The 12806-nt window shown below is 35.6% G+C and carries 17 protein-coding genes; all 17 read left to right on the forward strand.

Annotated features, from left to right (window positions below; translation table 11 throughout):
* The first annotated feature begins 43 nt into the window (after positions 1-43).
* A complete protein-coding gene (locus BMX53_RS02880; protein WP_074744552.1) occupies positions 44-667 on the forward strand; it encodes a YceD family protein in 624 nt (207 codons plus the stop codon).
* Between the two features lie 9 nt (positions 668-676).
* Positions 677-874: a 50S ribosomal protein L32 gene (rpmF, locus tag BMX53_RS02885; RefSeq protein WP_006257684.1), complete on the forward strand. Its 198-nt coding sequence runs from the start codon at positions 677-679 to the stop codon at positions 872-874.
* A 161-nt stretch (positions 875-1035) separates the two neighbouring features.
* Positions 1036-2034 (forward strand): beta-ketoacyl-ACP synthase III, encoded by a 999-nt coding sequence (locus tag BMX53_RS02890; protein WP_074744554.1) that lies wholly within the window; start codon positions 1036-1038, stop codon positions 2032-2034.
* 24 nt (positions 2035-2058) lie between these two features.
* Positions 2059-2547 carry an acetyl-CoA carboxylase biotin carboxyl carrier protein gene (gene accB / locus BMX53_RS02895; protein ID WP_074744556.1) on the forward strand — a complete coding sequence of 163 codons (489 nt, stop codon included), beginning with the start codon at positions 2059-2061 and terminating at the stop codon, positions 2545-2547.
* A gap of 71 nt (positions 2548-2618) precedes the next feature.
* Positions 2619-3971, forward strand: a complete 1353-nt coding sequence (gene accC / locus BMX53_RS02900) for an acetyl-CoA carboxylase biotin carboxylase subunit (RefSeq protein ID WP_038985956.1) — start codon at positions 2619-2621, stop codon at positions 3969-3971.
* Positions 3972-4282: 311 nt separating this feature from the next.
* Positions 4283-4483: a cold-shock protein gene (locus BMX53_RS02905; protein ID WP_038985955.1), complete on the forward strand. Its 201-nt coding sequence runs from the start codon at positions 4283-4285 to the stop codon at positions 4481-4483.
* Between the two features lie 209 nt (positions 4484-4692).
* Positions 4693-5058: an NADH-quinone oxidoreductase subunit A gene (locus BMX53_RS02910; protein ID WP_038985954.1), complete on the forward strand. Its 366-nt coding sequence runs from the start codon at positions 4693-4695 to the stop codon at positions 5056-5058.
* A 14-nt stretch (positions 5059-5072) separates the two neighbouring features.
* Positions 5073-5624, forward strand: a complete 552-nt coding sequence (locus BMX53_RS02915) for an NADH-quinone oxidoreductase subunit B (RefSeq protein WP_038985953.1) — start codon at positions 5073-5075, stop codon at positions 5622-5624.
* Position 5625: 1 nt separating this feature from the next.
* The gene (locus BMX53_RS02920; protein WP_063176985.1) at positions 5626-6147 is read left to right on the forward strand and encodes an NADH-quinone oxidoreductase subunit C; all 522 of its coding nucleotides are present in this window, start codon (positions 5626-5628) and stop codon (positions 6145-6147) included.
* Between the two features lie 19 nt (positions 6148-6166).
* Positions 6167-7402 (forward strand): NADH-quinone oxidoreductase subunit D, encoded by a 1236-nt coding sequence (locus tag BMX53_RS02925; RefSeq protein ID WP_038985951.1) that lies wholly within the window; start codon positions 6167-6169, stop codon positions 7400-7402.
* A 4-nt stretch (positions 7403-7406) separates the two neighbouring features.
* Positions 7407-7937: an NADH-quinone oxidoreductase subunit NuoE family protein gene (locus BMX53_RS02930; protein ID WP_038985950.1), complete on the forward strand. Its 531-nt coding sequence runs from the start codon at positions 7407-7409 to the stop codon at positions 7935-7937.
* Positions 7938-7941: 4 nt separating this feature from the next.
* Positions 7942-9300 (forward strand): NADH-quinone oxidoreductase subunit NuoF, encoded by a 1359-nt coding sequence (gene nuoF / locus BMX53_RS02935; RefSeq protein WP_074744559.1) that lies wholly within the window; start codon positions 7942-7944, stop codon positions 9298-9300.
* A 41-nt stretch (positions 9301-9341) separates the two neighbouring features.
* Entirely contained in the window at positions 9342-10367 is a 1026-nt protein-coding gene (locus BMX53_RS02940) for an NADH-quinone oxidoreductase subunit G (protein ID WP_038985948.1), read from the forward strand.
* Positions 10368-10378: 11 nt separating this feature from the next.
* Entirely contained in the window at positions 10379-11413 is a 1035-nt protein-coding gene (nuoH, locus tag BMX53_RS02945; RefSeq protein WP_038985947.1) for an NADH-quinone oxidoreductase subunit NuoH, read from the forward strand.
* Positions 11414-11415: 2 nt separating this feature from the next.
* On the forward strand, positions 11416-11961 hold the full coding sequence (locus tag BMX53_RS02950; RefSeq protein ID WP_074744561.1) for a NuoI/complex I 23 kDa subunit family protein: 546 nt from the start codon (positions 11416-11418) through the stop codon (positions 11959-11961).
* Between the two features lie 2 nt (positions 11962-11963).
* Positions 11964-12479, forward strand: coding sequence for an NADH-quinone oxidoreductase subunit J family protein (locus tag BMX53_RS02955; protein ID WP_038985945.1), 516 nt, complete (start codon positions 11964-11966; stop codon positions 12477-12479).
* Positions 12480-12481: 2 nt separating this feature from the next.
* Positions 12482-12802 (forward strand): NADH-quinone oxidoreductase subunit NuoK, encoded by a 321-nt coding sequence (gene nuoK / locus BMX53_RS02960; RefSeq protein WP_006257701.1) that lies wholly within the window; start codon positions 12482-12484, stop codon positions 12800-12802.
* Positions 12803-12806 lie beyond the last annotated feature (4 nt).

Consider the following 12806-nt stretch of genomic DNA (forward strand, 5'->3'; position numbering starts at 1 on the left):
TTATAATAATTTTTTATCTTTGCACGCTCAAATCATGTATTCCATGAATATTGAAAAAGACTTTTTAATTCCATTTACAGGATTAAAAAATGGCAAACATTCGTTTGATTTTAAAGTAGATAGTAGTTTTTTTGAAAATTACAATTACAATGATTTCAACCATATCAATGCCGAAATAAACGTTCTTTTTGATAAGAAAATTAATCTATTTGAGTTACACTTCACTGCAAAAGGTATAGCAAATGTACCATGTGATGTGACAAACCAAGATTTTGACATGCCAATTGAGAGTGAGATTGATTTGGTAGTCAAGTTTGGAGACAGCTTTAATGATGATCACGATGAGATATTAATCATCCCATTTACTGAACATCAATTAAATGTAGCTCAATATATATATGAAATGATAGTTCTGGCTATACCACAGAAAAGGGTTCACCCTGGTGTTAAAGACGGAACGTTAGATTCTGCAGCTCTAGATTATCTAGGTTATGTCAATGAAGATGAAGATGAGTTCGGTGACTTATTCGACGATGAAGATGAAGATATCTTTAATCTAATAGATGACTTAGACGAGGAAGAAGATGTAGAAGAGGAAGAAGAAAATACAAATAAAGATATTGACCCTAGATGGGCAGAATTAAAGAAACTATTAACGGATAAATAATATAGTAAAATGGCACATCCTAAGAGAAAAACCTCGAAAACAAGAAGAGATAAGAGAAGAACTCATTACAAAGCTGTAGCTCCAACAATCGCTACATGTCCTGTAACAGGAGAAGCTCACTTATATCACAGAGCTTACTGGCATGAAGGAAAAATGTACTACAGAGGGCAAGTTGTAATTGACAAAACAGCTGAAGTAGAGGCATAACTTTAGACAAAGTACAAATTAACTCTCACAATGTGTGAGAGTTTTTTTTTGGTATATAGCCCAAAAAACGTACTTTACGCCACCAAAGAACCGTTAATTCGTTTTTTTTTTGTAATTTTCGCTTCTTTTTGGAATGTTTTTATAAAGTAAAGCAACACCATATGACAAAAATACACGCAGCCATTACAGCGATCGGATGCTACCTACCAGAAACTAAGTTGACAAATGCTGACTTAGAAACAATGGTAGACACGAACGACGAATGGATTACTAGCCGTACAGGAATTAAAGAAAGAAGAATTCTTAAAGAACCTGGAGAAGGTGCTTCATATATGGCCATTAAAGCCGCTGAAGACTTATTACGCAAATCAGGTACTAATCCTAAAGATATTGATTGTATTATCTTATCTACAGCTACACCAGATATGCCTGTAGCTTCTACAGGAGTTTATGTTGCTACTAAAATTGGCGCAACGAATGCATTTTCATTTGATTTACAAGCAGCTTGTTCTAGCTTTTTATATGGTATGTCAGTAGCTTCTGCATATATCGAATCAGGTAGATATAAGAAAGTACTGTTAATCGGGTCAGATAAAATGTCTTCAATTATCGATTATACAGATCGTGCAACTTGTATTATTTTCGGAGATGCTGCTGGTGCAGTATTATTCGAACCTAACTCAGAAGGTTATGGAGTACAAGACGAATACTTAAGAAGCGACGGTATAGGTCGTGAATACTTAAAAATAGACGCAGGTGGGTCTATCCTACCAGCAAGTGCAGAAACAGTTGCAAACAAACAACACTATGTGTTCCAAGATGGAAAAACAGTATTTAAATATGCTGTATCTAACATGGCTGATGTGAGTGAAAAAATCATGCAACGCAACAATCTTACTCATGGAGACGTAACTTGGTTAGCTGCACACCAAGCTAATAAACGAATCATCGATGCTACTGCTCATAGAATGGGTCTAGATGATTCTAAGGTATTAATGAATATCGAAAGATACGGAAATACAACGTCTGCCACTTTACCATTACTACTTTGCGATTACGAAAAACAACTTAAAAAGGGTGATAATATTATTTTCGCTACTTTTGGAGGTGGATTCACGTGGGGTGCAATGTACTTAAAGTGGGCGTACACAGCGAAATAAAAACAACTAACCAATACATTAGGTATGGACATTAGAGAGATTCAAAACTTAATTAAATTCGTAGCTAAATCAGGTGCTACAGAAGTAAAATTAGAAATGGATGATTTTAAAATCACCATTAAAACAACTGAAACAGGAAACACTGAGACTACTTACATCCAACAAGTACCAGTAGCTTCTGCTTTATCACAAGCTCCAGTAGCTCAACAAGCTGCTCCAGTAGCTCCAGTAGCTGCTGCAACAACAGAAAATACAACAAACGAAGATTCTAAATACATTACTGTAAAATCTCCAATCATCGGTACTTTCTATAGAAAACCAGCTCCAGACAAAGAACCATTTGCTGAAGTAGGAAAAACTATCAAAGCAGGAGATGTAGTATGTGTTATCGAAGCAATGAAATTATTTAACGAGATCGAATCTGAGATTTCAGGTAAAATCGTTAAAGTATTAGTTGATGATGCTTCTCCAGTAGAATTTGATCAACCATTATTCTTAGTTGATCCATCTTAAGAAATCTATAATACACAATCTTTACTTCTTATGGAAGTAAACTCACTAAAGTTAAATTAAAGTTTCAAGAGATGTTTAAAAAAATATTAATCGCTAATAGAGGTGAAATTGCCCTACGTGTTATCAGAACATGTAAAGAAATGGGCATTAAGACTGTAGCAGTTTACTCTACTGCGGATGCAGATAGTTTACACGTTCGTTTTGCGGATGAAGCTGTTTGTATTGGACCTGCTCCAAGTAACTTATCGTATTTAAAGATTTCAAATATAATAGCTGCTGCTGAGATTACTAATGCAGATGCTATACACCCAGGTTACGGTTTCTTATCAGAAAACGCTAAATTCTCTAAAATCTGTCAAGAGCATGGTGTTAAATTCATCGGTGCTGGACCAGAGATGATCGAGAAAATGGGAGATAAAGCTACAGCTAAAGAAACAATGAAATTAGCTGGAGTACCTACTGTACCAGGTTCTGATGGATTATTAGAATCATTAGAACACGCTAAAAAAACAGCTAAAGCTATCGGTTACCCAGTAATGATGAAAGCTACTGCTGGTGGTGGTGGTAAAGGTATGCGTGAAATCTTCAAAGAAGAAGAATTAGATAGAGCATGGGAAAGTGCTCGTCAAGAGGCTTCTGCTGCCTTCGGTAACGATGGTATGTACATGGAGAAACTTATCGTAGACCCACGTCACATCGAGATCCAAGTAGTAGGAGATTCTTATGGTAAAGCATGTCACCTTTCTGAGCGTGACTGTTCTATCCAAAGACGTCACCAGAAACTTACTGAAGAAACACCTTCTCCATTCATGACTGATGAATTGAGACATAAAATGGGTGAGGCTGCTGTTAAGGCTGCTGAATTCATTAAATATGAAGGTGCTGGTACTATCGAATTCTTAGTAGATAAGGACAGAAACTTCTACTTTATGGAAATGAATACTCGTATCCAAGTAGAACACCCTATCACTGAACAAGTAATCGATTATGACCTTATTAGAGAACAAATCTTAGTAGCAGCTGGTACACCAATCTCTGGTAAAAACTACTTGCCTAAAATGCACTCTATAGAATGTCGTATTAACGCTGAGGACCCATTTAATGACTTCCGTCCTTCTCCAGGTAGAATTACTACATTACATACTCCTGGTGGACACGGTGTACGTCTAGATACTCACGTATATTCTGGATATGCTATCCCGCCTAACTATGACTCTATGATCGCTAAGTTAATCACTACTGCTCAAACAAGAGAAGAAGCTATTAACAAGATGAGAAGAGCGTTAGACGAATTCGTAATCGAAGGAATTAAAACGACTATTCCATTCCATAGACAATTAATGGATGATCCAAACTATATCGCTGGTAATTATACAACAGCGTTTATGGAGACTTTTAAAATGAAACCTTTAGAAGAGGAATAAATCCATAACACATATTAAGGGCTATTCTTATTATAGAATAGCCCTTTTTTATTACTATAAAGCACAAAAAGCAACAATACTCCCTAAACGTAAACCTTCTGTAATCAGCAAAATAGATATCTATTCAATTGCAACACTTTCTAATAATATCAGAAGGATATCAAACATTTTTATAACTTACTTAATGTTTTGAAAATAAAAATAGTCCTCAACATTAAATAAACTATAATTTTTAAAAAAAAGTCAAAAAAAAGTAAACTTAGTTCGAAACAAACATTATATTTGAGGATAATTTTATTTATTTCAATACAATGCATACAGGCGTAATTAAGTTCTTCAACGAAGACAAAGGATTTGGCTTTATCACAAATGAGGCTACTAAACAAGACATTTTTGTTCACATCACAGGTTTAAAAACTAAAAGCATTAACCAAGGAGACCGCGTTTCTTACACTGAAGAAAAAGGTAAAAAAGGTATAATCGCTGTTGATGTAGAAGTGATAGGAAATTAATTTTTTACAATATAAATTTTCAATTACTAAAAAGCTACCCATATTAATTATGGGTAGCTTTTTTTATTAGCATTACTTCTATTTAAAATTAATCTAAATACATATTAAGGCAAACAAACCAATCTGTACAACACATAGAGTACCAAAGCTTTGTAAAACGATAACTCAAATGTATATTTGTATGTTGTATTAATATAAATACTTTACATATGCAGGCAAGTCAACTTGATTTTATCCCAATTTTGATGCAAATAGCGTTAGCCGCTGGATTTGTGTCAATGACTATTTGGGTATCTGGCAAACTAGGTCCAAAGAAATCTACTAAGATTAAAGACAGTACTTGGGAATGTGGTTTAGAGTCACTAGGAAGTGCTCGTATTCCATTCAATGTAAAATATTTCCTTGTAGCTATATTATTCGTATTATTTGATGTAGAAGTAATTTTCCTTTACCCTTGGGCGGTTAACTTCCTTGAGTTAGGATGGGATGGTTTACTAAAAATGGGAATATTTTTATTTATCATTCTTTTAGGGTTACTATATGAATTTAAGAAAAAAGGCCTTGAGTGGGACTAACAAATTAGAAAGAGATGAGCGATAATAAATATAACACAGTAGAAGCTCCTGAGGGATATGTAGGAGAAGGATTCTTTGCTACTAAACTAAGTTCAGTAGTTGGTTTAGCACGTGCAAACTCTATGTGGCCATTACCTTTTGCAACTTCATGTTGTGGTATTGAATTCATGGCAACGATGGCAGCTACGTATGACGTAGCTCGTTTTGGTTCTGAGCGTATGAGTTTCTCTCCAAGACAGGCAGATATGCTAATGGTTATGGGTACTATTTCTAAAAAGATGGCTCCTATCCTAAGACAAGTATATGAACAAATGGCTGAGCCAAAATGGGTTATCGCTGTTGGTGCATGTGCATGTTCTGGTGGGGTTTTTGATACATACTCTGTATTACAAGGAATAGACAAGGTAATCCCAGTTGACGTATATGTTCCTGGATGTCCTCCTAGACCAGAGCAAATTTTAGATGGAGTACTTAGATTACAAGAAATTGTAAAGTCTGAGTCAGTAAATCGTAGAGGTACAAAAGAATACGATGATTTATTAACTTCATACAACTTAGATAAATAGTATGGCATTAGATAATACTACATTACAAAAAAAACTAATAGAGACATTCGGAATGTCAGTTAGTGAGTTTCATGAACAACATGGAATGTTGTCATTTGAAGTTGCTACTAATGCTACGCATGATGTTCTTAAGTTTTTAAAAGAGAATGCTGAGATGAACTTCAACTTCCTTACAGATGTTTGTGGAGTTCATTATGCTGACTTACCTTCGGAAAAACAATTAGCAGTGGTTTATCACATGCATAATTGGATTGATAATGTTCGAGTTCGTTTTAAAACTTTCTTAGATATAAAAAACCCTGTTGTAGAGTCAGCAACTGATTTGTTCAGAAGTGCTAACTGGCAAGAGAGAGAAACATATGATTTTTACGGAATTATCTTTAAAAATCATCCACAGTTAAAGAGAATCTTAAACATGGATGAAATGGAGTCTTTCCCATTGAGAAAAGAATTCCCGATGGAAGATCCAGGAAGAACAGACAAAGATGATAGATTCTTTGGTAGAACAGTTCATAATTCTTAAAACTTAAAGTATCGTAACTATGTCAGACTTATTATTACCTCCTGAAAAGCGCTACGCTAAACTTATTGAAGAAAAGTTTCAAGAAGACGGGACAGAACTACAAATATTAAACCTAGGTCCTACTCACCCTGCTACGCATGGTATCTTTCAAAACATCATTTTACTTGATGGAGAAAGAGTTGTAGAAGGAGAAGGAACTGTAGGTTACATCCATAGAGCATTCGAAAAGATTGCTGAGAATAGACCTTTCTATCAAATCAACGTACTAACAGATCGTTTAAATTACTGTTCTTCACCTATCAACAATACTGCTTGGTGGTTGACTGTAGAAAAAGCATTAGGTATTGAAATTCCTAAAAGAGTTCAGTACTTACGTGTTATCGTAATGGAACTTGCTCGTATAGCTGACCACATTATCTGTAGTTCAGTTATGGGGGTGGATACAGGAGCTCTTACAGGGTTCTTATACGTATTCCAATACAGAGAAAAAATATACGAAATATTCGAAGAAATTAGTGGTGCTCGTTTGACTACTAATATGGGTAGAATCGGAGGATTCGAAAGAGAGTGGTCTCCTAAAGTATTCCAACTAATTGAAGAGTTCTTAAAAGAATTCCCTGCTATTTGGTCAGAATTTGAAGGGCTACTTACTCGTAATAGAATCTTCATGGATAGAACAATCGGTGTAGGTGGTATATCTGCAGAGGATGCTATCAACTTCGGTTTTACAGGACCAAACTTAAGAGCTGCAGGTGTAGATTATGACGTACGTGTGGCTACTCCTTATTGTTCTTATGAAGATTTCGACTTCGAAATTCCAGTAGGAACTAGTGGTGACTGTTATGACAGATTCTGTGTACGTAATGCAGAGATCTGGGAAAGTTTAAAAATCATTAGACAAGCATTAGATAAAATGCCAGAAGGTCCATATCATGCTGATGTTCCTGATTATTACCTTCCTCCTAAAGAAGATGTTTATACTAACATGGAAGCGCTTATCTACCACTTTAAAATAATCATGGGAGAAGTACCTGTACCTGTTACAGAACTTTATCATCCAGTAGAAGGTGGAAATGGTGAGCTTGGTTTCTACTTGATCACTGATGGTAGTAGAACTCCTTATCGCTTACACTTTAGAAGACCTTGTTTTATCATCTACCAAGCATATAATGACATCGTTAAAGGTGGTATGTTATCAGATGCAATTATCACATTGTCAAGTTTAAATATTATCGCAGGAGAATTAGACGCTTAAGATTATGGAAGTTAAAAAATACAAACAAAACATAAATATCACGCCAGAGTTGCAACAACGCATTGATGAGTTGATTAGCCACTACCCTGCTGATAAAAGAAAGTCAGCTCTACTACCGGTATTACATGAAGTACAAGATGCTCATGATAACTGGTTAAGTGCTGAATTAATGGATAAGGTAGCTGAGATTTTAAACATCACTCCTATCGAGGTTTATGAGGTAGTAACATTCTATACAATGTACAACCAAAAACCTGTAGGTAAGTATATGTTTGAGTTCTGCTTAACATCATGCTGTGGTATTAGAGGTGCTGATGATATGATGGAATACGCTTGTGAAAAACTAGGTGTACAACCTGGAGAAACTACTCCTGATGGAATGTTCTCTGTAGTAGGTGTACAATGTCTAGGTGCTTGTGGATATGCTCCTATGATGCAATTAGGAGATTTCTATAAAGAGCATTTAACAAGAGAAAAGATAGATAAAATCATCGAAGATTGTAAAGCTGGTAATGTAATTCTTCACGACAAATAGTAATATGGCAACAAAAATATTATTAGATAAAATCAATATTCCAGGGATTAAGTCTTATGACGTATATCGCCAAAATGGCGGTTATGCTTCTGTAGAAAAGGCTATCAAATCTATGACTCCTGATGAAATCACTGAAGAAGTAAAAGCTTCTGGATTGAGAGGTCGTGGTGGTGCAGGATTCCCTGTTGGATTAAAATGGAGCTTCATCGACAAGAAATCAGGTAAACCAAGACACTTAGTTTGCAATGCCGATGAGTCTGAACCAGGTACTTTTAAAGACCGTTACTTAATGGAACATATTCCTCACTTACTTATCGAGGGTATGATTACATCAAGTTACGCTTTAGGAGCTAACCTATCTTACATTTATATTCGTGGAGAATATATGTGGGTTTTTAAAATCTTAGAAAGAGCGATCAAAGAAGCTTATGCTGCTGGATGGCTTGGTAAAAATATCTTAGGATCAGATTATTCACTAGACTTACACGTGCACTGTGGTGCTGGAGCGTATATCTGCGGTGAGGAAACTGCTCTTATCGAATCACTAGAAGGAAAAAGAGGTAACCCTCGTATAAAACCACCTTTCCCTGCTGTAAGTGGATTATGGAGTAATCCGACTGTAGTGAACAACGTAGAGTCAATCGCTAACGTGCCTTGGATTGTTAATAATTCTGGTGAAGCTTACTCTAAAATTGGTTTAGGTAGATCAGCAGGTACTAAGTTAATCTCTGCTTCTGGTCATATCAGAAAACCTGGTGTGTATGAAATAGAGATGGGAATCACTGTTCATGAATTCATTAACTCAGATGAGTACTGTGGAGGAATGATGGATGATCGTCCTATCAAAGCATTAATCCCTGGTGGATCATCAGTACCAATCTTACCAGAACATTTAATCTACAAAACAGCTAATGGTGAAGATCGTCTGATGACGTATGAATCATTATCTGATGGAGGTTTTGAGACAGGATCAATGTTAGGATCTGGAGGATTTATCGTATACAATGATACTGCATGTATCGTTAGAAATACTTGGAACTTCGCTAGATTCTATGCTCACGAAAGTTGTGGACAATGTTCTCCATGTCGTGAAGGTACAGGTTGGTTAGAAAAAATCTTACACCGAATAGAAACAGGTAATGGTACTATGGAGGATATTGACCTATTATGGAATATCCAAAGTAATATCGAAGGAAATACTATCTGTCCTTTAGGAGATGCTGCTGCATGGCCTGTAGCTGCAGCTATTAGACATTTTAGAGAAGAGTTTGAATATCACGTTTTATACCCAGAGAAAATAAAGAACAGAGACCACTATGTCAATGAACCTTTCTCAACAGTAAAACACTTGATTAATAAATAATATACGCTGACTAAATATTCAGCTTAAACAAAGCACAGTTTATGAAAGTTACTATAGACGGACATGAAATAGAAGTAGAACCAGGAACATCCATTCTACAAGCGGCAAGAATGATAGGAGGCGAATCAGTACCTCCAGCGATGTGCTACTATTCTAAATTAGAAGGTACAGGAGGTAAATGTAGAGCGTGTTTAGTAGAAGTATCTAAAGGAAGTGAAGCTGATCCACGTCCAATGCCAAAACTAATGGCTTCTTGTAAAACAGGAGTTATGGATGGTATGGAAGTAAAAAGTATCACTTCACCAAAAGTACTTGAGGCACGTAAAGCAGTTACTGAGTTTTTATTAATCAACCACCCTCTTGACTGTCCAGTATGTGACCAAGCAGGAGAATGTGATTTACAAAACCTTGCTTTCAATCACGGTAAAGAACAAAAACGTTTTAAAGAAGAAAAAAGAACATTCGCACCTGAAAACATTGGAGAGAATATTCAACTTCATATGAACCGTTGTATTCTTTGTTACCGTTGTGTAAAAACAGCAGAGCAATTAACAGATAAACGAGTACATGGTGTATGTGGACGTGGTGATCACGCACAAATATCGACTTACATATCTGCTGCCATAGATAATGAATTCTCTGGAAATATGATTGACGTATGTCCTGTAGGAGCTCTTACAGATAAGACATTCCGTTTCAAATCACGTGTATGGTTTAACAAACCTTACAATGCACACAGAGACTGTCCAACTTGCTCAGGTAAAACTACAGTTTGGATGTTCGGAGAGGAAATCCAAAGAGTCACTGCTCGTAAAGATGAGTTCCACGAAGTAGAAGAATTTATCTGTAACAGTTGTCGTTTTGATCACAAAGACACTAAAGATTGGGTTATAGAAGGTCCTCGTAAATTCGAGAAATTCTCAGTTATCAACCAAAATAACTACACACAGAAATTAGATAAAGTAGTTATGAAAACTGAAAAACAAATCTTAGAAGGACGTCAACAGGACAGAGTGAAGATTAGTATGAAGGAAATTCCTTTTACAGATAACGAATCAAAAGAATAAACGGCATAAGTATGGATAAAACTATTATTATAGATAAAGCAGTTATCATTGTAGTTGTCTTTGCAGTTACAATGCTTATGGCGATGTATGCCACGCTTGCAGAACGAAAGATCGCTGCCTGGATACAGGATCGTATAGGTCCAAACCGTGCAGGTAAAGGAGGTCTTCTTCAACCACTTGCTGATGGTTTAAAACTATTCGCAAAAGAAGAGACTCAACCAAATACGCCGAATAAGTTCTTATTCAAATTTGGTCCTTTCTTAGCGATGACTTTAGCACTTATGACAAGTGCTGTTATTCCATGGGGAGATAAATTTCACCTATTCGGAAGAGATATTGAATTACAAGCAGCTGACTTAAACGTAGGTTTGCTTTATATAATCGCAGTACTTTCTGTAGGAGTTTATGGTATTATGATTGGAGCTTGGGCTTCTAATAATAAATATTCTCTTATGAGTGGTATTCGTGCAGCTTCTCAAATGATTTCATACGAAATTGCAATGGGGCTTTCATTAATAGGACTTCTATTAATGACTCAAACCCTAAGTATGAGAGAAATAGCTCTACAACAAGAAGGAATGAACTGGAACGTATTCTACCAACCAGTAGGATTCTTAATCTTCTTAATTTGTTCTTTCGCAGAGACTAACCGTGCACCATTCGATTTAGCAGAGTGTGAGCAAGAGCTTATTGGAGGTTTCCACACAGAATATTCATCTATGAAGATGGGATTCTTCTTATTTGCTGAATATGCTAACTTATTTATTTCTTCAGCTATTATCTCTGTTCTTTACTTTGGAGCTTATAACTATCCAGGTATGTCATGGGCAGTAGAAAACTGGGGAGTAAATATCGCTAACGTAATAGGTATTTTTGCCTTATTCATTAAGATCTGTTTCTTCATATTCGTTTATATGTGGGTACGTTGGACATTACCACGTTTCCGTTATGACCAATTGATGAACCTAGGGTGGAAATCATTGATTCCACTAGCATTGTTGAACTTAGTAGTTACAGCTATTGTAATCTTACTTATAAAAAACTAAACATGTCAACAAATACTTACTCATTATCAGGAAGAAAAAAGGAAGTTTCTAATAAGAAGCTAACTTGGACTGAGAAGATCTACTTAGTAGCAATCCTCAAAGGAATGATGGTTACTCTAAAACACATGTTTAAAAAGAAAGTAACTATTTCTTATCCAGAAAAAACTAGACCATTTAGTGATGTATATCGCGGTAAACATATGTTAATGCGCGATGACGAAGGTAGAGAGCGCTGTACAGCTTGTGGTTTATGTGCTTTATCATGTCCTGCAGAAGCTATTTCGATGAAAGCAGCTGAGCGTACAGCAGATGAAATGCACTTATACAGAGAAGAGAAATATGCAGAAATATACGAGATTAATATGTTGCGTTGTATCTTCTGTGGTTTATGTGAGGAAGCTTGTCCAAAACAAGCTATCTACTTAACTAAATCAAAACAGATTGCTAAAGCAGATATCTCTCGTGATAACTTCATCTTTGGAAAAGATAAATTAGTTATGCCGTTAGAAGCAGCTATTGAAAATACTAAACAACAGAATCAAGCTTAATTATGGTAGAAATATTATTTTATATCCTTTCGACTATAACACTCGGAAGTGCAGCCCTTACCCTATTGAGCAAGAATCCTATCCATAGTGCACTATGGTTAGTAGTAAGTTTCTTTTCAATAGCAGGTCACTATATCCTATTGAACTCTCAGTTCTTAGGTATGGTACATATCATGGTATACTCAGGTGCTATTATGATCTTGATGTTATTTACGATCATGTTAATGAACCTAAATATTAGCCACGAAGTATCTAAACCTTTCATAACTAAAGTTGTTGCTACTATAGCATTCTGTTTAGTAGGTTTATTATTACTTTCTATTACTATGCGTGGAGCTCAAACTTATGAATTGCAATATGCAAATCACGGTGAAGACTTCCAATCAGTACAAGTATTAGGAAAAGTATTGTTAAACGAATACGTAATGCCTTTCGAAATGGTGGCAGTTCTATTATTATTAGCTATGATAGGTGCTGTACTAATCTCTAAAAAGGACAAAACTGATAAAGTAGCATAACTATGGAGAACGTAATTGAAATAATAGGTATTGACAGATACATTTACTTATCGATCATTTTATTCTGCATCGGAGTATTTGGTATTTTATATAGACGTAACGCAATTGTGATGTTTATGTGTATCGAGATTATGTTGAACTCAGCTAATATGTTATTAGTTGCTTTCTCAACTTATCACCAAGATGCACAAGGACAAGTATTCGTATTCTTTACTATGGCAGTAGCAGCAGCTGAAGTAGCTGTAGGACTAGCAATCTTAGTAACGATATACAGAAATATTGGATCAATTGATATTGATAAATTAAAAAACTTAAAAGGATAATTCC

Source organism: Myroides marinus (assembly GCF_900109075.1).
Lineage (GTDB): Bacteria > Bacteroidota > Bacteroidia > Flavobacteriales > Flavobacteriaceae > Flavobacterium > Flavobacterium marinum_A.

What these genes read in the sequence shown, in the direction of transcription:
- BMX53_RS02880 (WP_074744552.1), top strand. Translation starts at nt 44, where the DNA reads ATGAATATTGAAAAAGACTTTTTAATTCCATTTACAGGATTAAAAAAT.
- rpmF (WP_006257684.1), top strand. Translation starts at nt 677, where the DNA reads ATGGCACATCCTAAGAGAAAAACCTCGAAAACAAGAAGAGATAAGAGA.
- BMX53_RS02890 (WP_074744554.1), top strand. Translation starts at nt 1,036, where the DNA reads ATGACAAAAATACACGCAGCCATTACAGCGATCGGATGCTACCTACCA.
- accB (WP_074744556.1), top strand. Translation starts at nt 2,059, where the DNA reads ATGGACATTAGAGAGATTCAAAACTTAATTAAATTCGTAGCTAAATCA.
- accC (WP_038985956.1), top strand. Translation starts at nt 2,619, where the DNA reads ATGTTTAAAAAAATATTAATCGCTAATAGAGGTGAAATTGCCCTACGT.
- BMX53_RS02905 (WP_038985955.1), top strand. Translation starts at nt 4,283, where the DNA reads ATGCATACAGGCGTAATTAAGTTCTTCAACGAAGACAAAGGATTTGGC.
- BMX53_RS02910 (WP_038985954.1), top strand. Translation starts at nt 4,693, where the DNA reads ATGCAGGCAAGTCAACTTGATTTTATCCCAATTTTGATGCAAATAGCG.
- BMX53_RS02915 (WP_038985953.1), top strand. Translation starts at nt 5,073, where the DNA reads ATGAGCGATAATAAATATAACACAGTAGAAGCTCCTGAGGGATATGTA.
- BMX53_RS02920 (WP_063176985.1), top strand. Translation starts at nt 5,626, where the DNA reads ATGGCATTAGATAATACTACATTACAAAAAAAACTAATAGAGACATTC.
- BMX53_RS02925 (WP_038985951.1), top strand. Translation starts at nt 6,167, where the DNA reads ATGTCAGACTTATTATTACCTCCTGAAAAGCGCTACGCTAAACTTATT.
- BMX53_RS02930 (WP_038985950.1), top strand. Translation starts at nt 7,407, where the DNA reads ATGGAAGTTAAAAAATACAAACAAAACATAAATATCACGCCAGAGTTG.
- nuoF (WP_074744559.1), top strand. Translation starts at nt 7,942, where the DNA reads ATGGCAACAAAAATATTATTAGATAAAATCAATATTCCAGGGATTAAG.
- BMX53_RS02940 (WP_038985948.1), top strand. Translation starts at nt 9,342, where the DNA reads ATGAAAGTTACTATAGACGGACATGAAATAGAAGTAGAACCAGGAACA.
- nuoH (WP_038985947.1), top strand. Translation starts at nt 10,379, where the DNA reads ATGGATAAAACTATTATTATAGATAAAGCAGTTATCATTGTAGTTGTC.
- BMX53_RS02950 (WP_074744561.1), top strand. Translation starts at nt 11,416, where the DNA reads ATGTCAACAAATACTTACTCATTATCAGGAAGAAAAAAGGAAGTTTCT.
- BMX53_RS02955 (WP_038985945.1), top strand. Translation starts at nt 11,964, where the DNA reads ATGGTAGAAATATTATTTTATATCCTTTCGACTATAACACTCGGAAGT.
- nuoK (WP_006257701.1), top strand. Translation starts at nt 12,482, where the DNA reads ATGGAGAACGTAATTGAAATAATAGGTATTGACAGATACATTTACTTA.